20 protein-coding genes are annotated in these 20,070 nt (G+C 64.5%); 13 read left to right on the top strand and 7 right to left on the bottom strand.

Going from position 1 to position 20,070, the window contains the following annotated elements; genetic code table 11:
* The first annotated feature begins 137 nt into the window (after positions 1 to 137).
* The 6 genes from AC1DEK_RS23940 to AC1DEK_RS23915 all read left to right on the top strand — a co-directional run bounded on the left by AC1DEK_RS23940 (position 138) and on the right by AC1DEK_RS23915 (position 8,825).
* Positions 138 to 2,060 carry a hypothetical protein gene (locus AC1DEK_RS23940; RefSeq protein ID WP_478127796.1) on the top strand — a complete coding sequence of 641 codons (1,923 nt, stop codon included), beginning with the start codon at positions 138 to 140 and terminating at the stop codon, positions 2,058 to 2,060.
* Positions 2,061 to 2,165: 105 nt separating this feature from the next.
* Complete coding sequence (locus tag AC1DEK_RS23935) at positions 2,166 to 4,595, top strand: membrane-bound PQQ-dependent dehydrogenase, glucose/quinate/shikimate family (RefSeq protein ID WP_478127795.1); 2,430 nt, start codon at positions 2,166 to 2,168, stop codon at positions 4,593 to 4,595.
* Positions 4,596 to 4,718: 123 nt separating this feature from the next.
* Positions 4,719 to 5,012 carry a hypothetical protein gene (locus AC1DEK_RS23930; RefSeq protein ID WP_478127794.1) on the top strand — a complete coding sequence of 98 codons (294 nt, stop codon included), beginning with the start codon at positions 4,719 to 4,721 and terminating at the stop codon, positions 5,010 to 5,012.
* Positions 5,013 to 5,027: 15 nt separating this feature from the next.
* Positions 5,028 to 5,564, top strand: coding sequence for a (2Fe-2S)-binding protein (locus tag AC1DEK_RS23925; protein ID WP_478127793.1), 537 nt, complete (start codon positions 5,028 to 5,030; stop codon positions 5,562 to 5,564).
* A complete protein-coding gene (locus AC1DEK_RS23920) occupies positions 5,561 to 6,577 on the top strand; it encodes an FAD binding domain-containing protein (RefSeq protein ID WP_478127792.1) in 1,017 nt (338 codons plus the stop codon). The genes AC1DEK_RS23925 and AC1DEK_RS23920 overlap by 4 nt, the downstream gene beginning before the upstream one ends.
* A 1-nt stretch (position 6,578) precedes the next feature.
* Complete coding sequence (locus AC1DEK_RS23915; RefSeq protein WP_478127791.1) at positions 6,579 to 8,825, top strand: xanthine dehydrogenase family protein molybdopterin-binding subunit; 2,247 nt, start codon at positions 6,579 to 6,581, stop codon at positions 8,823 to 8,825.
* Positions 8,826 to 8,831: 6 nt separating this feature from the next.
* Here the strand turns inward: AC1DEK_RS23915 and AC1DEK_RS23910 are convergent, their stop codons facing one another.
* The 4 genes from AC1DEK_RS23910 to AC1DEK_RS23895 all read right to left on the bottom strand — a co-directional run bounded on the left by AC1DEK_RS23910 (position 8,832) and on the right by AC1DEK_RS23895 (position 11,294).
* Positions 8,832 to 9,128, bottom strand: coding sequence for a hypothetical protein (locus tag AC1DEK_RS23910; protein ID WP_478127790.1), 297 nt, complete (start codon positions 9,126 to 9,128; stop codon positions 8,832 to 8,834).
* Between the two features lie 15 nt (positions 9,129 to 9,143).
* A complete protein-coding gene (gene ku / locus AC1DEK_RS23905) occupies positions 9,144 to 10,049 on the bottom strand; it encodes a non-homologous end joining protein Ku (protein ID WP_478127789.1) in 906 nt (301 codons plus the stop codon).
* A 205-nt stretch (positions 10,050 to 10,254) separates the two neighbouring features.
* Positions 10,255 to 10,875: an acyl-homoserine-lactone synthase gene (locus AC1DEK_RS23900; RefSeq protein WP_478127788.1), complete on the bottom strand. Its 621-nt coding sequence runs from the start codon at positions 10,873 to 10,875 to the stop codon at positions 10,255 to 10,257.
* A gap of 32 nt (positions 10,876 to 10,907) precedes the next feature.
* Positions 10,908 to 11,294: a DUF4902 domain-containing protein gene (locus tag AC1DEK_RS23895; RefSeq protein ID WP_478127787.1), complete on the bottom strand. Its 387-nt coding sequence runs from the start codon at positions 11,292 to 11,294 to the stop codon at positions 10,908 to 10,910.
* A 214-nt stretch (positions 11,295 to 11,508) separates the two neighbouring features.
* Here AC1DEK_RS23895 and AC1DEK_RS23890 point away from each other — a divergent pair, with 214 nt between their 5' ends.
* Together AC1DEK_RS23890 and AC1DEK_RS23885 are read left to right on the top strand one after the other, a co-directional pair.
* Positions 11,509 to 12,222, top strand: coding sequence for an autoinducer binding domain-containing protein (locus tag AC1DEK_RS23890; protein WP_478127786.1), 714 nt, complete (start codon positions 11,509 to 11,511; stop codon positions 12,220 to 12,222).
* Positions 12,223 to 12,464: 242 nt separating this feature from the next.
* Positions 12,465 to 13,232: a hypothetical protein gene (locus AC1DEK_RS23885; RefSeq protein ID WP_478127785.1), complete on the top strand. Its 768-nt coding sequence runs from the start codon at positions 12,465 to 12,467 to the stop codon at positions 13,230 to 13,232.
* A 15-nt stretch (positions 13,233 to 13,247) separates the two neighbouring features.
* Here the strand turns inward: AC1DEK_RS23885 and AC1DEK_RS23880 are convergent, their stop codons facing one another.
* Positions 13,248 to 13,811 carry a GAF domain-containing protein gene (locus AC1DEK_RS23880; RefSeq protein WP_478127784.1) on the bottom strand — a complete coding sequence of 188 codons (564 nt, stop codon included), beginning with the start codon at positions 13,809 to 13,811 and terminating at the stop codon, positions 13,248 to 13,250.
* Positions 13,812 to 14,102: 291 nt separating this feature from the next.
* On the opposite strand from AC1DEK_RS23880, the gene AC1DEK_RS23875 reads away from it, so the two are divergent.
* Entirely contained in the window at positions 14,103 to 14,645 is a 543-nt protein-coding gene (locus AC1DEK_RS23875) for a hypothetical protein (protein WP_478127783.1), read from the top strand.
* Positions 14,646 to 14,647: 2 nt separating this feature from the next.
* Here AC1DEK_RS23875 and AC1DEK_RS23870 read toward each other — a convergent pair whose 3' ends face one another.
* Positions 14,648 to 15,808, bottom strand: coding sequence for a hypothetical protein (locus tag AC1DEK_RS23870; protein WP_478127782.1), 1,161 nt, complete (start codon positions 15,806 to 15,808; stop codon positions 14,648 to 14,650).
* Between the two features lie 172 nt (positions 15,809 to 15,980).
* On the opposite strand from AC1DEK_RS23870, the gene AC1DEK_RS23865 reads away from it, so the two are divergent.
* From AC1DEK_RS23865 to AC1DEK_RS23850, 4 genes are all read left to right on the top strand, one after another.
* Complete coding sequence (locus AC1DEK_RS23865; protein WP_478127781.1) at positions 15,981 to 17,417, top strand: cytochrome ubiquinol oxidase subunit I; 1,437 nt, start codon at positions 15,981 to 15,983, stop codon at positions 17,415 to 17,417.
* Positions 17,417 to 18,424, top strand: coding sequence for a cytochrome d ubiquinol oxidase subunit II (gene cydB, locus AC1DEK_RS23860; RefSeq protein WP_478127780.1), 1,008 nt, complete (start codon positions 17,417 to 17,419; stop codon positions 18,422 to 18,424). The genes AC1DEK_RS23865 and cydB overlap by 1 nt, the downstream gene beginning before the upstream one ends.
* Entirely contained in the window at positions 18,411 to 18,560 is a 150-nt protein-coding gene (locus AC1DEK_RS23855) for a DUF2474 family protein (RefSeq protein ID WP_478127779.1), read from the top strand. The genes cydB and AC1DEK_RS23855 overlap by 14 nt, the downstream gene beginning before the upstream one ends.
* Positions 18,561 to 18,704: 144 nt before the next feature.
* The gene (locus AC1DEK_RS23850; RefSeq protein ID WP_478127778.1) at positions 18,705 to 19,472 is read left to right on the top strand and encodes a hypothetical protein; all 768 of its coding nucleotides are present in this window, start codon (positions 18,705 to 18,707) and stop codon (positions 19,470 to 19,472) included.
* Here AC1DEK_RS23850 and AC1DEK_RS23845 read toward each other — a convergent pair.
* Positions 19,432 to 20,070, bottom strand: a 639-nt coding sequence (locus tag AC1DEK_RS23845; RefSeq protein ID WP_478127777.1) for a methyl-accepting chemotaxis protein, incomplete at its 5' end; no start/stop codon positions are given. The genes AC1DEK_RS23850 and AC1DEK_RS23845 overlap by 41 nt on opposite strands.

Raw genomic sequence — 20,070 nt, 5'->3', positions numbered from 1 at the left:
GATGTTCGCACGATCGCCCCGCCGAATGTGGGGGGGCCCACCCCATGAACTGAGGATGTCGGCAGTGAGCCACGCCGATAGCCTCCTCTCCGCAACAAACAACAACTTTGGCGAATGGAGCAGGAATGGAGCAGGTATTGAAATCGATCAAATCAGCAAGGCGTTGGGGCGTTCATGGCGCCGTCATGGCGCTGGTGGCCAGCTTGGCCGCGTGTGGGGGCGGCGGCAGTGGCGGCGGCTTTGGCGCGGTGGCGGTCGGCACCAACGGCACGGCAGCAACGGGCGGCACGAACACCGGCACCAGCAACGGAACGAACGGCAACGGCGTTGCACAGACCGGCGCGCAGATCTCGGGCGTTGCCGCCGTCGGCGCACCGCTGGTGGGCACCGTGACGGTCAAGGACGCCAAAGGCGTGACGCGCACCGCACCGATCGGCACCAACGGCAGCTATTCGGTCGACGTCAGCGGCATGACGGCGCCGTTCGTGTTTCGTGCCGAGGGTTCGGTGAACGGCACCACCGCCATCGTCCACTCGATCGCCACCGCGGCCGATCTCGACGGGCGCATCAATATCACGCAACTGACGGACTTGATCGTCTCGAACGTCGCCGGGCAGCTTGCGCAAGCCTACTTCGACAACTTCGAGCAGAGCGGCAAAGCCGAGCTGGCGAGCAAGGGGCAGATCGATGCCGAAGTCGCGAAGCTCAAGGAGAAGCTGTTGCCGGTGCTGAGCGCGCTGGGCGTCGATACTGCGATCGACCTGCTTCACACCGCATTCACGCCGCTTTCCGACCCGCTTGACAAGGCGCTGGACGTGATCCGCGTCAGCTATGACACGGCCGCCAATACAGCCACCATTTCGAATGTCGTCAACACCATCGCGGTCGTCGACAAGCTGGACGTCAAGGCTGCAGCCGAAACTTCGCCGGCGGCCTTGAGCAGCACCAACGTCGCCACGGGCGCGAGTGACCAGGAACTGGTCAAGCAGGTGCTGAAGGATTTCACGGCCAAGTACGCCAACGGCCTGCCCTCTTCGGGTGCCTTGTCGCCCCTCATGACGAGCGGCTTCCGGTGGAACGACATGAATCTCGCGGACTCGCTGGCCGAGCTGACGAACAACTCCGATTTCGTCGGCGTGTCATTCACCGACGTCGAGATTCGCCAGATCGATTACAGCGATCCGAGCAAGGTCACCGCACACCTTTCGTTCTCGGTGAAGACGCCGCAGGGCGTGGAACTCGGCCGGCTCGACAACTGGAAGGTGCGCAAGGGCACGGATGGCATATGGCGCCTGCATGGCGACCAGCGCGTGCTCAACCTGGACTGGTTCAACACTACGGCCGTGCATCATGGACTTCCGGGCTCGACCCCGTGCGTGAACACCGGCCTCGAATTCAACATCGAGGATACGGACGCGAGCAACGATGGCGGCGCCATTGCCTACATCGTGGTCAAGGGCCCGGGGCTGCCGCCCGCGGGACTCAGATACATGCCGCCCGCGCTGGGAGGCCGCTGGATGATCGACGGCGCCAACATGGAAACCTACATGGTGGCCTCCACCTGTGCAGGCGCGCAAGCTTCGGCGCTGACCGATGCGCAGATTGCCGCCATCCCCGACAAGGCGCAATACACGCTCACCGCCTATGGCGCCGGCGGCGCGCAGGTGTCGTTCCCCACCGGCACATCGGACGGCATCTACCGCGTCACGATGGAGCGCCGCCCGCTGACGCTGGCAGAGGCCGCTGGTGGCTCGGTGTTCCCGGCGATCGAGCAGGCGACCATCGACGCCTTCAATGCCTTCGACTCGTCTGTGGGCGGGACCATCGCCTTCAATGCGCGCAACCTCAATCCGCTCACGCAAGCCTATGTGCAGATGCGGCGCAGGGACGGCGCTCAGACGCAAGTCGACAGCCTCGAAAAGGCGGCGTCGCCGAACGCATCGGGCCAGCTCAGCACGAGCCTGAGCTTCGCGGGCAATCCGACGATCGCGGCCTCCGTCATGTGGGTCGAGTCACCGGACAAATACCGCCGCAACCTGCAGAGCTACTACCAAAGGTAAGGCGCCGGGACCGGCGTGCGCGCCGCCGGTCTCCTACACCCTAGCGGGGCCGCACCTGACAGCGAGCGCATCGTGCCATTCGAAGACTCCCGCGAGGAGATCTTGATGAACGATAAGAAGCGCACGCACCGCTGGTGGAGCGGTACGAATATCCTCGGCAGCTTGCTGCTCCTGATCGGTCTGGTGGTTGGCGCGGCCGGCGTATGGCTGGCCACGCTTGGCGGCAGCCTCTACTACGTGCTCGCAGGCATCGGCCTCGTGCTTTCAGGCGTACTGCTGGTGCGCAGGGCGCAAGAGGCCCTGTGGCTCTATGCGTTGATCGTGGCCGCCACCTTGATCTGGTCGCTGTGGGAGACAGGTCTGGACTGGTGGCCGCTCGCAGCACGGATGGACATGCTGTTCGTCCTCGGGCTCCTGCTGTTGACGCCATGGGTCACGCGCGGGCTGGGCTGGCGAACGCCATCATCCCGGGTGTCGCCCTGGCGAGGCACGGGGCTGGCCCTCACCGCCGTTCTGGCTGTCTTTGCGGTGGTCGCCGTTGCATCGTGGTTTCATGACCCGCACGACATCACTGGCCGCATCGCATCGCGGCCTGCGTCCTCGGCTGCTGCGCAAGCGGATGCCAATCTGCCTTCGGGAGAGTGGCATGCCTATGGCCGCACCGCATTCGGGCAGCGCTACTCGCCGCTTGATCAACTCACGCCTGCCAATGTGGACAAGCTCCAGATCGCGTGGCAGATGCACACCGGCGACGTGCGTGGCCGGCCCGGCGACCCCGAGGAGACGACCTTCGAAGTCACGCCGCTGAAGATCGGCAATCGCCTCATCCTGTGTACGCCACATCAACGCGTCCTGGCGCTCGACGCCACCACGGGTGCGGAGGTCTGGCGCTTCGACCCGAAGGTCGCCATCGAGGGCCACCTCGCGCTTCAGCATCTGACTTGCCGAGGCCTGTCGTACCAGCCACCCGAAGCGGCGGCCGCCAATGCTGCGGCCGGCAATGCGGCGGCAGGCGCCTGTCCTGGCAAGCTCTTCATGCCGACCGCGGATGGCAGGCTGCTGGCGCTCAATCCGGATACCGGTACGCCCTGCGCGAGTTTCGGTGGCGGAACGGGCCAGATCGACCTGTGGGCTCACATGCCCAACCGGCAGCCCGGTGCCTACTACTCGACGTCGCCCGTCGTGGTGACGCGCAAGCTCGTCATCGTCGGCGGAACGGTGCTGGACAACGTCTCGACGAACGAACAGTCGGGCGTGATCCGCGCTTTCGACATCGACACCGGCGCCCTCGTCTGGAACTGGGATTCGGCCAAGCCCGAAGCGACGGCGCCGATTGCGGCTGGCGAAAGCTACACCGCGAATTCGCCGAACAGTTGGTCCATCTCCAGCGTGGACGAAGGCTTGGGACTGGTCTACGTGCCGATGGGCAATCAGCCGCCGGACCAGTGGGGAGGCCAGCGCAGCGAAGCGGTGGAGCGCTTCTCGTCGGCCGTGGTCGCGTTGGAGCTTGCGACCGGGCGTGTGCGGTGGAGCTTTCAGACGGTGCACCACGACCTCTGGGACTACGACGTACCCGCGCAACCCACTCTGGTGGACCTTCAGGTGGGCGGCAGCGTCGTGCCCGCGCTGGTACAGCCCACGAAGCAAGGCGAATTGTTCGTTCTCGACCGCCGCACGGGCACGCCGGTTTTTCCGGTGACCGAGACCCCTGCCCCGCAAGGTGCCGCGACCGGCGACAAGGCGGCGGCTTCCCAGCCCCGCTCCACCCTCTCCTTCGACCCGAAGCCGCTGACGGGCAAGGACATGTGGGGCACGACGATGTTCGACCAGCTCTACTGCCGCATCGCGTTTCATCGCCTGCGCTACGAAGGCCGCTTCACGCCGCCCTCCACGCGCGGCACGCTGGTCTATCCAGGCAACTTCGGCGTGTTCAATTGGGGCGGCATTGCGGTGGATCCCGTGCGCCGCATGGGCTTCACGACGCCGACCTACCTGGCCTTCGTCTCGCGCCTCGTGCCGCGCACAGACGAAACGTCCCTGCTGGTGCAGGGCAAGGAGCGTCCGAAGGGCAGTCTTCCCGCACTTGGCGAGAACTTCGGTGCGCCGTTCGCGGTGAAGCTCTCCGCGTTCGTGAGTCCGCTGGGCATTCCGTGCCAAGCGCCGCCGTGGGGCTATGTTGCTGGCGTCGATTTCGATCAGGCGAAGGTCCTCTGGAAGCACCGCAACGGCACCGTGCGGGATCTGGCGCCTGTGCCCTTGCCTTTCAGGATGGGCGTGCCCAACCTTGGCGGTCCTGTTGTGACGGCAGGCGGGGTCGCCTTCCTCTCCGGCACGCTGGACAACTACGTCCGGGCCTACGACATGACGGACGGTCGGGAACTCTGGCGCAGCCGGTTGCCCGCTGGGGGTCAGGCAACGCCCATGACCTATTCGGGCGCGGACGGCCGCCAATACCTGCTGGTGGTCGCAGGCGGGCATGGTTCGCTCGGCACGAAGGCCGGAGACAGCGTCATCGCGTACGCATTGCCTCGTTAGCCGCAGAGCCGCTGTCGACCACTCCTACAAGCGCCAGGCGGGCTCGCCCACAGTGCGGGCGGCTGTGGGCGAGAACATGGGTCCTTGCGCGCATTGCTGCGGCAAATCAACCCAGGAGTACACATGGCTACATCGCCCAAGCATATGATCGAGGACGACGGTCTGCCGGACGCGATCGGTCCCCATGGCCCGCAACCACCCTCCCGGGGGCGGGTCGATCGCGGGCCCGATCAAGGCGCGCCCGAGCCGCTGGACTTCGATGATGACGAAATCATGTCCGGTCGCGGCAAGGCGCAAAGAGCTGGAGGCACTTCTGCAGCCGAAGGCGCCGACAGCGGCCGGCTCGGGCCGCCTTCCGAACAGCTGTCGGACTCGAATCTCCCGAGCGACGAGCCGGCGCCCAAAAGCAGGCGATGAAAGCAAGGGTCCGCCATGGACACCCAAACCACACCTGCAAGCGGGATCGCCAGCAACGAGGCCATCCCCATCAACCTGCACGTCAACAACGTCGACCACCAGACACGAGTGCCGCCCCGGGTGACCTTGCTCGATCTGTTGCGCGAAGAGATGCAACTGACGGGAACGAAGAAGGGTTGTGACCACGGCCAGTGCGGCGCGTGCACGGTCCTCCTCGATGGCCGCCGGGTGAACAGCTGCCTGGTGCTGGCTGTGAGCGTGGACGGTTCGTCCGTTCGCACGATCGAAGGCATGGCGTCAAGCGATGGCGCCGAAGGGCTGGACCCGCTCCAGCAGGCCTTCATGGAGCACGATGCATTCCAGTGCGGCTATTGCACGCCGGGGCAGATCTGCTCGGCGCGGGGTCTGCTCGAGGAAGGCAAAGCCCGCACGCGAGACGAAGTGCGGGAGCTGATGAGCGGCAACCTGTGCCGCTGCGGTGCCTACACAAACATCGTGGATGCCATCATGTCCGTGATGTCCGTCATGGAGCGCGAAGAGGCGCAGCGATGAACCGCTTCGAATACAGCCGCGCGCATGACACAGCCCAGGCGATCCAGTTCGCCGGCGTGCAGGGCGCGCGCTTTCTCGCGGGCGGGACCAACCTCGTCGACCTGATGAAGGAGAACGTGGAACGGCCGGCCACCGTGGTCGATATCCGCCGCTTGCCACTGCGAGAGATCTCCGACATCGATGGCGGCGGCCTGCGCCTGGGCGCGTTGGCGACGAACGCCGACACCGCCTACGACGCGCGGGTGGCCGCCCGCTACCCGCTCCTGTCATCGGCGATCCTGGCCGGCGCAAGCCCCCAACTGCGCAATGCGGCGACTAACGGTGGCAACCTCAACCAGCGCACGCGTTGCTACTACTTCTATGACACCGCGACGGCCTGCAACAAGCGCACGCCCGGCTCCGGTTGCGGAGCCATCGGTGGTGTGACGCGCATCCACGCGATTCTCGGCGCGAGCGAACATTGCATCGCAACGCATCCGTCGGACATGTGCGTTGCGTTGGCCGCACTGGACGCCCAAGTGCGCGTGCAGGGCCCGGCGGGAGAACGCACGATCGCCTTTGCCCAATACCATCGCTTGCCGGAAGACGATCCATCGCGCGACAACACGCTCCAACCCGGCGAACTCGTGACCGCGATCGACCTGCCCGCGGAAGACTTCAGCGAGCACTACACGTACCTGAAACTGCGTGACAGGCTTTCCTATGCGTTCGCACTGGTCTCGGTCGCTGCGGCTCTGCGCTTCGATGGCGATGGTCGCATCGAGGTAGCGCGCGTGGCACTCGGCGGCGTCGCGCACAAGCCCTGGCGCGTGCCCGAGGCGGAGGCGTTGCTGACCGGCGCGACCCCCTCCGACGCAATCTTCGCCAAAGCGGCCGATCGGCTCCTGGCGGGCGCTTCGGGCCAAGGCGGAAACGACTTCAAGATCGAGCTCGGACGACGCGCCATCGTGCGAGCGTTGCGGCAGGCGGCCGCAAAGACCCCTCAATCTCAAAACGACAAACGCGTGGCATGACATGAACGCATCCAATACGAGTGCCCGCATCGGTGACGCCATCAACCGGGTGGACGGGTTCGAGAAGGTGACGGGCCGGGCTCGCTATGCGGCCGAGCACAGCGCAGCCGACCTGCTGTACGGCTGGGTGGTCTCGGGCGACATCGCCAAGGGCAAAGTGCTGTCGATCGACGACTCGGCGGCCCGGGCCATCGAGGGCGTGGTGGAAGTGATCAGCCATTTCAACCGCCCGCACGTTGCATGGTTGGACCGCAGCTACCAGGACGAGGTCGCGGTGCCTGGCTCGCCGTTTCGCCCGCTCTACGACGGCGCCGTCGTCTTCAGCGGGCAACCGCTGGCGCTGGTGGTGGCGCAAACGCTGGAAGCGGCGCGCGATGCGGCAGCGCTGGTGCGGGTGACCTACGCGCCAGAGCCCCACAACACGGACTTCATGGTCGCTCTCAAGGAAAAGTTCGAGCCCGTCAGAAAGCGCGGCACCTTCCAGTCGCCCAAGGCACGTGGCGATGCCAAGGCGGGGTTCGACGCAGCGCCGCTGAAGCATGCCGCTGACTACCACCTGCCCTTGCATTTCCACAACCCGATGGAAATGCACGCATCGACCGTGATCTGGGAAGGCGGAGGCAAGATCACCGTCTACGACAAGACGCAGGGTTCGCAGAATGTCCAGTCCTACCTTGCTTCGGTCTTCGGGTTCTCCCCCGATGACGTGCGCGTGCTGAACCCCTACGTCGGCGGCGCGTTCGGCTCCGGCCTTCGGCCGCAATATCAGGTCTATCTCGCGACCCTGGCGGCCAAGATGCTCGAACGCTCGGTGCGCGTGGTGCTCACGCGCCAACAGATGTTCACCCACGTGCACCGGCCGGAGGCGCTCCAGTCGGTGCGCCTGGCGACGGATGCGCAGGGCCGGCTGCAGTCCATCGTCAACGATGCGACCACGTCCACATCGCGCTTCGAGAACTACATGGAGGTGGTCTGCAACTGGGGCTTGATGAACTATGCGTGCGAGAACGCATCGGGTGAGTACACCCTCGCGCCCGTGGACACGTACACCCCCGGGGACATGCGCGCGCCCGGCGCAGCCACCGGCATGACGCTGTTCGAGATCGCCATCGACGAGATGGCCTGCCTCGCCAAGGTGGATCCGCTGGCGTTCCGTCTGCTCAATTACTCCGAGGTCGATGCGATGGGCGACAAGCCATTCACGTCGAAAGCGCTGCGCCAGGCGTACGAACAAGGGGCAGCCCGGTTCGGATGGGACCGCCGCTCGCCCGCGCCGCGATCGATGCGAGAGGGCTCCGAGCTTGTCGGCTTCGGCGTGGCGACCGGCATGTGGGATGCGATGTTCATGAAAACCACGGCCAGTGCACGCCTGAGCGCCGAAGGGGATCTGGTCGTCGCCTGCGCGGCCTCGGACATCGGCACCGGCACCTATACCGTGATGGCCCAGGTCGCCTCCGACACCCTGGGCTTGCCGCTGGCGCGCATCACGCCGCAACTCGGCGACAGCGCGCTGCCTGCATCGCCCGTCGAAGGCGGTTCATGGATGGCGGCATCGGCCGGTGCTGCGGTGCAGCTCGCCTGCCAGTCGATCGGCAGACAACTGATCGACGCGGCCCACGAGATGGACGGCAAGCCCCTCGGCAAGCCGAAGCTCGAGGAGGTGGAGTTTCGGGGCGGAATGATCGAGCTGAAATCCGACCCGTCACGCTCCGTGAGCATCGCCGACGTGATGCGTGCGTCCGGCAAGAATGCGTTGAGCGCCGAGGAAACTGCCAAGCCCGGCATCGGCGACAAGATCGGCCAGATGCTCAAGGCAAGCAATACGCACAGCGCGATCTTTGCGGAGGTGAAGGTCGATGAAGAACTCGGCGTCGTGCGGGTCACACGCATCGTGTCCGCCGTGGCGGCGGGAAGAATCATCAACCCGAAGACTGCACGCAGCCAGATTCTTGGCGGTGTGGTCATGGGCATCGGAATGGCCTTGCACGAGGACGCATTCACCGATCACCGGCTCGGCCGGGTAATGAATCACAACTTTGCCGAATACCACGTGCCAGCGAACGCCGACATCTACGACATCGAAGTCATCTTCGTTGAAGAGCCCGATCCGGAAGTGACGCCGCTCGGCGTCAAGGGACTGGGCGAGATCGGGATCGTGGGGACGGCGGCCGCCGTGGTCAACGCCATCTTTCACGCCACGGGCAAGCGCATTCGCGACCTGCCCGCGACCATCGACAAGCTCCTGTGAGCGGCCCTACTCCCGCAGGCCGCCAAAGCCGAAGCGCTTGCCGCCGCGCTGCTCCGCAGCTTCGTCCGGAGGCTTCTCCGCAGTCCCTTCCCGCGGTCCCGTGTCCAGATCGCCCACCATGGCCTGCAGCGCCATCAAGCCCGCGGCCATGGCTTCGTGATAGGTGGCTGCCGATGAATCGGCCCGGCGGATCGGCTTCCACTCATGGGACTCGGTGTCCTTTTCCATCAGCACCCAATCAAAGCGGCCTTCACGGATTTCGTCGACCGTGACGGCAATGCGGCGCAGGCTGGCCATGGTCATCAGGGCGGCCGATGGTCAAGCCACCTTGCGCGATTTAGTGGGCGCCGCCTTCCTTGCCTTGGAGGGGCTCGCCGCCTTTCGTGGAGCGGCCTTTTTTGCGGTGGCTTTGCGCGGGGCTTTGTCCCCTTTCAGGCTGCGCGCCAGCAGTTCGGTCAGGTCGATGATTTCAGCGCCTTCGGAGGGCGCTTCCTCCTGCGGTTCGATCACGGTTTCGGTGTCGCCTGCCTTGACCTTCTTGTCGACCAGCTTCATCACGGCATGCTTGAACTCGTCCTGGAAGTCTTCGGGTTTCCACTCGCCCGACAAGTCCTTGACGAGTTGTTCGGCCATCTTCATTTCGGCAGCGCTGATGTTCGAAGACTTCGCACCCGCGGCTGGAAGGTCGAGCCCTTCGAGCGACTTCACCTCGTCGCCCCACCGCATCAGGTTCAGCACGAGTGCCTTGTCGCTGGGCACCAAGGCTGCCAGGTGCTGCTTGGTGGCGATGACCACCTTGGCCAGCCCGATCTTCCCTGTCTTCAGGAGCACCTCGCGGAGCAGTGCGTAGACCTTCTGGCCCCTGTTCACCGGCGCAACGTAATAGGGGCGCTCCAGGTAGACGAACGGGATCGCATTGGCGTCCACGAAGCGCTGGATCTCGATGGTCTGGGTCGTTCGCGGATAGGCGGCCTCGATCTCTTCAGGCGAGATGACGACGTACTTGCCGTCTTCGTATTCGACGCCCTTGACGATGTCGTCCTTGTCGATCTCCTTGCCCGTTCTCTTGTTGATTCGCTTGTAGCCCACCGGGTCCATGCTGCGCTTGTCCAGCCAGTCGAAGTCCACGCCTTGTTCCGTCGTTGCGGTGTGAAGCCCGACGGGGATGTTGACCAGTCCGAAGGTGATGGCGCCTTTCCAGAGCGTTCTGCCGCCGGTGGCCATTTCAGCGATTCCCTGCCGCACGCGGATGCTTCGCGGCCTTGACGAGGTCTGCCATGGGGTCTCCTTGATCTGCAGCAAATCTAGCCGCACCCCGCGCGCAACCTGCCGGACAAGGCTCTGACTGCATGAAGGACAGCATCGACTGCCCGCCGGCGGGCGTCGTCCTTGGCGGGTGCGTCAATGACGCCAGGGAGCCCGCTCCCTTTCAGCTTTCGACAGCGCGCTCCGTCACCTCGATCCAGCACGCGAAGATCGGGTGGCCGCCGACGATCATCGGCGGGCCTGCGCGATGCGCACGAAAGCCTTCGCGGCGCAGCAGTCGTTCGACGCCGAGCGGGGAGACCGTGATGATGCGCTCGACGCCGCTTCGGCGGGCGATCGCCAGTGATTCTTCGAGAAGCGCGACGGCTACCGGCGACGAAAACTGGTGCAGCGCATTGCCTTGCGTCGCCGCGAAGTCGACGGCGGCGAATCGCGAAAGCTCCCAGATCCGCGGATCGCAAGGAACAGGCTCGCCGCCGAGCAATTGGGGGAAGACGTCGCCCAGCAGATAAGGCCGGTCCGTGGGCAGCAGCCTCGCGGTTCCGACAATGTTCTGCCCGACGTCTCGCGCGGCGAGGTAGAGCGTGTCGTCGCGGTCGAACTGGTCTCTTTCCTTCCCTTCTTCGGTGAGGAGATCCCAGCCCAGCGTCTCCACGAACACCTTGTGGCGGTAGCGTGCGACTTCGTCGAGGATGTGCGGCGCCATCTCGGTCGGCCGTCCTGCCAATATTTCCATTGCCATTGCTTGTTCCCGGTTGTAGGTCGGGAAGATTTCAGCCGCCATGAGTCGGCGGCGAAACTATCATTTCTGACAGGTCAGGCGGCGTAGCGCTCGCACACCGCCCGGAAAGCCAGCGCATTCCAGGCAAAGCCGTCGATGAAATTGGCGAGCATTTGCAGGCTTTCATTCCATGGCAAGGCCGCTCCATCGCCGTCGAGCAGCAGGATGTTGGTGCGCGGCAGTCCGATTCTGCAGATTTGCGGAGGCGACGCGGCTTCGTCGAACTGCCAGTCCCACCCGAGGCTGAGGCGGGGCTGTGCGGGACAGACCCACTCCGTGTAGCCCGACAGCGCGATGACCGCCCCACAGGCGCGGGCCTGTCCCGCGTCATCGTCGAGACCGGAGACCAGATGGGCCAGCTGCAGCTGGTCGAGATCGCGTCGTGCGATCCGAAGCAGTCCAGTGGACAAGGGAATGATCATGTCGTGGCTCCTGTGCAAGTGCGTCGAACCGTGCAAACGGTCCTGATTTGGAGGCCGCGCGATGCAGGCGTCGCAGCGGCGGTGATGCGTTTCCGCTAGATTGGTGGCTTGTTTCACGCAGGCGCGAGAATTCGCACTGCTGCCGCATATCCCGAGAGTCCCTCTTCCACCCAGCCGCCGACGCGACGCCAAAGCTGCCAACGAGCCCACCTTCATGCGTGCGTTCAACGAAAACCTGCTCACGGCGCTCGATCGAGCGTCCGGCGAGGACGTCGTCTTCGAGGCCTTGCTGGCGGCGGCCCGCGAACTGGGCTTCGAGCACTGCGCGTACGGCCTTCGACTCGCCGTGCCCGTGTCGAACCCGAAGGTCATCACGCTGAACAACTACCCGAAAGCGTGGCAGGAGAGATATCAGAAGGCCGGCTATCTGGCCATTGACCCCAGCGTTCGACATGGCAGTCTCAGTCAGCGCCCGCTGCTGTGGACTGACGATGTATTCGCATCTTCGAAGGAGTTCTGGGCCGAAGCGAGGGAGCAAGGCCTGCGGGTCGGCTGGGCGCAGTCGAGCCTGGACGGCTTCGGTATCGGCGGGATGCTGACGCTGTCGCGCTCGGGCGATCCGCTGACTGCGAACGAGCTCGCGTCGAAGGAAAGCGAAATGCGTTGGCTGGTGCAGGCGGCGCACCTTGCGATGTCGCGATTGCTCAAGCCGAAGTATGTGGTGCAGCCGGATGCCGCCCTGACGGCGCGTGAAATCGAGGTGCTCAAGTGGAGCGCCGATGGCAAGACCGCCGCGGAAATCGGCGACATCCTTTCCATTTCGATCCCGACGGTCAACTTTCATATCAAGAACGCGGTTCAAAAAATGAAGGCGGCGAACAAGACAGCCGCCGTGGTCCAGGCCCTGATGGCCGGGCTGCTGAACTGATTCGCTCCTGCCCGCGCTTGATCCAACGCGCCGCCGCGCTGCGAGGGCTGGGGCTCGCAGGTACTTTGTCACAGAGCGGTCGCACGCGAGGGGGTTTTCGCGGGCTACCTACCAGAATTGCTAGTTATCGGGTTGCGGCTGCTCGCCTCAAATCGAGGCATGAAACTGCCTGTGACTCGCTGCGTGAGCCCGCGACAAGCGAAGCTCGCCGCATCGCCTGGTCGCCGCATGGGGCGCCGGCCATGACGTCGCTTCTGAGCCGTGCGGAAATACGCGTGCATCTCGCGCCGCGTACCCTGATCGCTTGCGAGGTGGCGCGCCTCTGGCTCAGGCCGCTGATCACGCGCAAAGCTCACTTCGATTTCGCCGATGGCGACCGGGGCGCCGCCATGGAGGCCCTGGCTTCCTGGATCGGGCAGGGCCCGGCGGGCCGGGCACTGACTTGGATCATCGGAGCGGGCGAGACGCAGTACTTCGTGCTGCCCTGGTCCCCCGCATTGATCGATCGGGGCCTGCGCGATGCCTATGCCCGCGCACGCTTCGAGCAATTGTTCGATCAGGACGCGAGCTCTTCAGCCTTCTATTTTTCAGCGCCTTCGGACGACAACGGGCAGCTCGTCTCCTGCGTGCCGCTCGAATTGCCGAAAGAACTCGCGGCCTTCGCACGTCGCACGGGATGCGAGCTCGCCGGCATCAAGCCGTCCGTTCCGATGGTCTGGGATCAGTTTCGCGACGTGCTGGAGACCGAGCGGGGCACGCTTTGTGTCGTCGACGGCGACCGGCAGGCCATCGTCCGCCACGACAGAAAGCGCATCAAGGACATCACCGTGAGGCCTTCCTCGAAGCCCGCGGTTGCGACGTCGAAGCGCGAAGGCGTTTTCAGGCGCTTCTCGAACAATCCATCCATTGCGCCGCCGCCATCGACCGCCGATCTCCGGCTTCCCGGCCAACCGGGGTTCGTGGCGGCCCAAGACGCCGCTTATGCATTTGCCCTTTGTGGGGCGATCTGAGGCGCCGGCAGCCTCTCAGTTCACTGAATCGCGCTCGAATGTGCGATCGACATCGTGGCCTTCGGCTTGCGCCAGCAGGCGCGCTGCCGCACCCGCTGCCATTTCAAGCCGTCGCACATCGCGCTCGTCCAGGTGATCGCAGGCGGTAAAGCTGAAGCCGCAGAGAACGCCGTAGAGGCTGCCGTCTGAAAACCTGACCGGCACGCCGATATGTCCGCCCAATACGTCGTAGTGCTCCGGCAATCCGTAACGCGCGCGCTCCTGCCGCGCGCTCTTCAATAGCCGGGGCATTCGCCCATCGACGATGCGCTGGCAAATGGTCTTGTCCAGCGCGTGCGACTGCCCGATCTGGATGACCGGGGCCGGCGCTTTCGCCGAAACGTGACGGAACACGCGCTCGCCGCCAACGAATTCGCCGACGAAAACCACTTCCAGGTTGAGCTGCTCGCGCACCACGCGAAGCAGCGCGCTCATCGAGCGTTCCAGGTGCTCGAGACCACGTAAATCGGCCTCGGCCGTCAGCACGGCGAGTTGGCCACCCCAGCGCCCCAGGTCGCCGTCTTGTAAATTCGTTTCCATCAATAACTACTCTCCGTGCGGTCATCCTAAGTCAGCTGCGCAGAGCCAATGTGTGGAAAAGGACTTGAATCAGATGGAAATTGACATTGGGCGAAAGCCTGCAATGGGCAAACTAGTTCTATTGAATTCACTTTCCATTCGCCGTCCCTTCAATTCGACCGGAAGGAGCGCGGGCAGATCCGGCTAAGCTCAGCGCATGGTCATCACCATGAACTCGCTGGAAACCGCGATCCGCGGATCAATCAGGACCCATGCCAACGGCAAGGGACGCAGACTCGGACTGCGCGTCGAATGACGGCGGTGGGACTGCGCCTCACCGGCCCGGGCGGCTGCCAATACGATCTTGGCGACCCCATCCATGTTTTCGACGGGCAGACGCTGATCGGACGTGTTCAGTCCGTGAGGCTCAGTCCGGACGGAGCGGAGGTGTTGATCGAGAACTTCATCACCGTCGATTTCCAGGGCTTTCGGATCGGTGCCCTCCCCAAGCTGGTGTTGGCCGAGGTGGTCAGCTTCATCGCTGATCTGCGCCCGTCGATTCATACGATCGGCATCGAGCTCAGTCGCGAGATCGCCGACTTCGATGGCCGCGAGGCTTTGCTGGCCAAGGCGCGGTCCGAGATTCTGCAGAGCATTGGCGCCCAGGACATCCGGGTAACGCCCAAGGCGGCGCATTTCGTGGTCACCGGCATCTGGCGCTACGACAGTGCAAGCGTCGCCGCTCTGGCAGCCGCCTTGCAGGTGCAGCGCGATGCCTACCGTGCGGGCAAGAGTGCGATGCCCGCCCCGCTGAGGACGCGCTTGGGCAAACTGCTGCGCAAGAAGACTTCCTGACTTCAGAAGGGCATCAGTTTCTTGATTTCGTCGGCGACCTGGACAACCGGCACCTGCGTCAGCGCGACGCAAATCAGCGGTATGAGCGCAGCCATGACGATCGGGATCACGCTTTCCAGATTGACCGGCACAGGCAGCATTCGCCTGATGAGGTCGTAGCCCGCCGCGAAATCCGCCAGCGAGGATGGGTCCGGAGACCCAAGCAACTCCTCGGCCGGCTCCTCGCCGGAGATCCATTTCGCATCGAACGAGAGGTTGTGCTTGCTCGCCAATGAGCCGTAGTGCGCAAGTCCCTGGTGCTTGAGCGCAACCAGTTGCGGCATGAACACCGCCAGTGGAACGATAAAGGCAAGCGCGAAGAGCACGATCATCCCAAGGAGCGCGAACTTGAATCCCATCAAGCTGGCGCCGCCATACACCACCGCCTTGAGCACGGTCGCCGACACGACGGTGCTTTCCGCGAACACGAACAGCACATAGGTTCTTGGGTACTGTCCCACGAAGGCGAGGCCGCCGCAGCGATCCGGGTGGGTGGCGACGAGGCGCAGTCCGCAACGGGAGATATCGAAGAGCATGATCCCCCAGGTGACGAAGCGCCATAGCCAGCGGCCGAAGAGAAACCAGTACAGAGGCAGCGAGACAAGGGCCACCCACCAGCCGGCAAGGGTGAGTTGGAGGGAGCCGTCGACCATGCGTCCATGCCAGGCGCCCTGATCGGTCGTCATGGGCGCGTTCAGGAGCCAGAGGTATGCCAAGGCGTACGCCAACACCAGGATGGCTGCTTCGGCAAGGGACGAGCCGGTGCGTCGGCCCATGTTCGCCTTGGCCCTCGCCATGCAGATGCGGGACGCTTCAGTCACGATCCCGCGCGCCTCGAACTCGTTGACGAGGCGGGCCATGCGCGTGTCCGATGACTGCTCCATCACGACGAAGCAAACGATCGCGATCGCCAAGGCGTAGGTGCTGTAGTCGAGCAGGATCGCCCGCTCGTGGTGGGGACCGATCGCGAGCCCCTGGGTTGCTGCAAGGACCACGGCCGGTATCCAGGCCACCGCTACGAACAGCATCGCGCGGCGACGCACACTGAGGTCGGTTTCGCTGAGAAGGCCAAGCCTGCGCTGCAGTCGATAGAAGGGTCCGTGCCTGTTGAACGAGATCGGCATGGGCTGCGAATCCTATGAGGTGTTTTGCTGTCCTCCCGTGGCGCGTCACATCCTAGCGGGAACGGCAAACGGTGTCGCGGACAACTTGTCCTATTCCCAATGGGCTCGCCCTCATGTTCAATAGCACTTCTCGCAGAACCGCTGCAGCAGCCTTCCATGGAGATGCCAAGAGATGGATTCACTCACGCTCGCCCGCATCCAATTCGGCTTCACGATCTCGTTTCACATCATCTTTCCGGCGCTCACCATCGGCCTGGCAAGCTATCTGGCCGTGCTGGAGGCGCTGTGGCTTCGCACTCACCGCAAGGTCTACATCGATCTCTATCAGTTCTGGATCAAGGTGTTCTCGGTGGCCTTCGGCATGGGGGTGGTGTCGGGCCTGGTGATGGCCTACCAGTTCGGCACCAACTGGAGCAACTTCTCCCGCTTCGCGGGTGGCGTGACCGGGCCTCTCCTCACTTACGAGGTACTCACCGCTTTCTTCCTCGAGGCAGGCTTTCTCGGCGTGATGCTGTTCGGGCGCGACCGGGTCGGGCCCGGCCTGCACTTCATCGCGACGCTCGCCGTGGCCGTCGGCACGCTGGTGTCGGCGACCTGGATCCTCGCATCCAACAGTTGGATGCAGACGCCGCAGGGCCACGAGATCATCGACGGCCGGGTGGTGCCGGTCGATTGGGTTAAGGTGATCCTCAACCCGTCTTTTCCTTATCGCCTCGCGCACACCGTGGTCGCCTCCTACATCGCCACCGCGCTGATGGTGGGCGGCGCGGCCGCATGGCACTTGCTGCGGGGGCGCGACAACAGCGGTGTTCGCACGATGTTTTCAATGGCGCTCTGGATGCTGCTCGTGGCTGCACCGATCCAGGCGCTCATCGGCGATCAGCACGGCCTCAACACGATGGAGCACCAGCCGGCCAAGCTGGCCGCGATCGAAGGCCACTGGGAGCGCACGCCGGAGGGCGAAGGCGTTCCGCTGCTGCTGTTCGGCTGGCCCGACATGGAAGCCGAAGTGACTCGCTTCGCGATCGAGATTCCGCGCGCGGGCAGCCTGCTTCTTGCCCATAGCTGGGACGGGCAGATTCCCGCGCTGAAAGACTTCGCCAGGGAAGACCGGCCGAACTCGACGATTGTGTTCTGGACCTTTCGCGCGATGGTCGGAATGGGCTTGCTGATGATCGCGCTGGCGCTCTGGGGACTTTGGTTGCGCCGCGGACAGCGGTTGTTCAGTCATCGCTGGTTCCTGCGTTTCGCCCTCGCCCTTTCGCCCGCGGGCCTGGCGGCGATCCTGGCGGGCTGGTACACGACCGAAATCGGACGGCAACCCTGGATCGTCTACGGACTCATGCGCACTGCCGAGGCGGCTTCGCCACAGCATTCGGCTTCGCAGGTGGGTTTCACGCTCGCACTGTTCGTGCTGGTGTATTTCGTCGTGTTCGGCGCGGGCACTGCCTACGGACTGCGCCTGATTGCAAAGGGGCCATCGACCAACGAAGGCGACCTGCCGGCACACGGCGGGCCCGGAGAGTCGCGCCAACCGATGCGCCCGCTCTCGGCCGCGTCCGATGGCATCGATGAACAAGGCGATCTCGCCGCACCGGAGGCCGTGTAATGGGTATTGACCTTCCCCTCATCTGGGCCGTGATCATCCTGTTCGGCATCATGATGTATGTCGTGATGGATGGGTTCGATCTCGGCATCGGCATCCTCTTTCCGTTCTTTCCCGCCAAGGCGGACCGCGACGTCATGATGAACACCGTCGCACCTGTGTGGGACGGCAACGAGACCTGGCTGGTGCTGGGCGGTGCCGGTTTGCTGGCTGCATTTCCGCTGGCGTATGCGGTCATCCTCAGCGCCTTCTACCTGCCGCTCATCCTGATGCTGGTGGGGCTCGTGTTCCGCGGCGTGGCCTTCGAGTTTCGCTTCAAGGCACGTGCCGGCAAGCGTCGCTGGTGGGATGCGGCCTTTATCGGCGGCTCGATCACTGCCACCTTCTTTCAAGGCGTGACCCTGGGCGCCTTCCTCAATGGCTTGAAGGTCGTGGACGGCAACTTCGCCGGCGGGCCTTTCGATTGGGTGACCCCGTTCGCGATCTTCACGGGGCTGGCGCTGGTGGCGGCCTATGCATTGCTGGGCGCGACCTGGCTGCTGATGAAGACCGAGGGCGAGCTGCACGACCGCATGCGCAAGCTCTCACGGCCGCTGGTGTGGGTGATGCTCGGCGTCATCGGCGCGCTGAGCGTGTGGACGCCCTTGGCGCATGCCGCAATCGCAGCGCGCTGGTTCACGCTGCCCAACCTGCTCTACTTCGCGCCGGTGCCCCTGCTGGTTTGCTTGGTCGTGTGGCGGCTGCTGCAGGACCTGCGGGGTGACGCGCATGCGTCGCCCTTCGTGCTCACGCTGGCATTGCTCTTCCTCGGATACAGCGGACTGGGCATCAGCCTTTGGCCCAACGTGATCCCGCCGGACATCTCGATCTGGCAAGCCTCCGGTCCGCCTCAAAGTCTGGGCTTCGCCCTGGTCGGGGCGCTGATGATCATCCCGATCATCCTGATGTACACGGCGTGGAGCTACTGGGTGTTCCGCGGCAAGGTGCGGCATGGCGATGGCTACCACTGAGGCCCGGCGCGGCTGGCAGCTTTGGCTGCGGAGGCTCGGATGGTTGGCAGCCCTGTGGGCGGTGAGCGTCGGCACGCTCTTCCTGCTGGCATTGCTCGTGCGTTTCCTCCTGGGCTCGGTCGGCCTCACGCGCTGAGATCGCAGCCAGCATTTGCTTCTTCGTTTCGTGAAGTAGTCTCCATTGCTGAGTGGCGCTTTCTAGACGGTTCGCCGCCAGGGCTTCGCTCATGAGATTATTTTTCCTTCACGTCACCCTGATCCTTTGAAGCGAGGTTGCTCAATGACGACCACCGCAACGCGAACACTCCACCCCATCATCCGCGACCGAGCGGGCGAGGTCGAACCCATCCCGGCGGCACTGGCGGCGATCACCGGTCAGGCGTTGACGGTGGTGGACCGCATGCTGAGGCAGTGCATGGCCGACCTGAAGGGACTCTCAGGCGTCAACGGCGGGGTTTCTCCCGAAGACGCATGCCACGCGGCGTTCTTTCGGTTCGGCTATGACCCGCATCGGCTGTATGCCGACGTGCGCCGCCGGCCAGCCATGGGCGAGCTGCTCCGCGCCTATGCCCGAACGCCGGGCCCGACGGAACGGCTTTTCGCGATCTGCGATGGCGGTGCGTTCGCATTCCTGGGCAGCCAGGCCGCGGCGTGGACAAGAAGCGCACCGGCCGACCTCGGCACGCTGGTTCGCGACGGAATGCTGGACATGCAAGCGTCGGTTCGGTTTGCCTTCACCGTGACTCGCCAGCGAGTGGTCGCCCTTGCCCCGCCGGACCACAAGTTCCTTGAATCCGTGGCGGTGCCGGCGTTCGCGTTGGCCGATGCCTACAACATCGAAGTGAGGCCGATGGGTTGGCCCTACTGGAACCTCTCCTTCCCGGGAGAGATGACGGACGGTGCGCCGGAGTCCGGTGCGACCCTGGTGTGCGGCGAACACGAACTGCTCAGCGTGATCAACGATCGTGTGCGCCAGCTCGAACGGGCTGACGAGACCGCCGAGGCGCTCATCGCCCAGCTGCGGCGGCGCTGCCAGCGCCGAGCTTGAACACGCTCACAGCTTGCGACAAGCTGGCCGCCTGATCCTGCAGCGAGCCTGCCGCAGCGGCGGCCTCTTCGACCAGCGCCGCGTTCTGCTGCGTGACCTGGTCCATCTGCGTGATCGCCTGATTGATCTGCTCGATGCCGGACGTCTGCTCCTGGCTCGCGGCAGTGATCTCGCCCATGATGTCCGTCACGCGCTTGACGCTGTCGACGATCTCTTCCATGGTCTTTCCGGCTTCGGCCACCTGCTTGCTGCCTTCCTCGACTTTTTCTACCGAGTCGCCGATGAGCGTCTTGATTTCCTTGGCTGCGGCGGCTGAGCGTTGGGCCAGGCTGCGCACTTCGGAGGCCACGACGGCGAAGCCGCGGCCCTGCTCGCCAGCGCGGGCGGCTTCGACTGCTGCATTCAAGGCAAGGATGTTGGTCTGGAAGGCGATGCCGTCGATGACGCCGATGATGTCCACGATCTTGCGCGACGATGCATTGATGGAGCCCATCGTGTCGACCACCTGCGAGACGACACTGCCGCCCTTGACCGCCACTTCGGAAGCGGACACCGCAAGCTGATTGGCCTGGCGCGCGTTGTCGGCGTTCTGCTTGAC

The sequence above is a fragment of the Variovorax sp. 10N420 genome, from assembly GCF_056394705.1.
The sequence above is the reverse complement of the archived record's forward strand: the minus strand, read 5'-3'. Positions and strand labels throughout refer to the sequence as shown.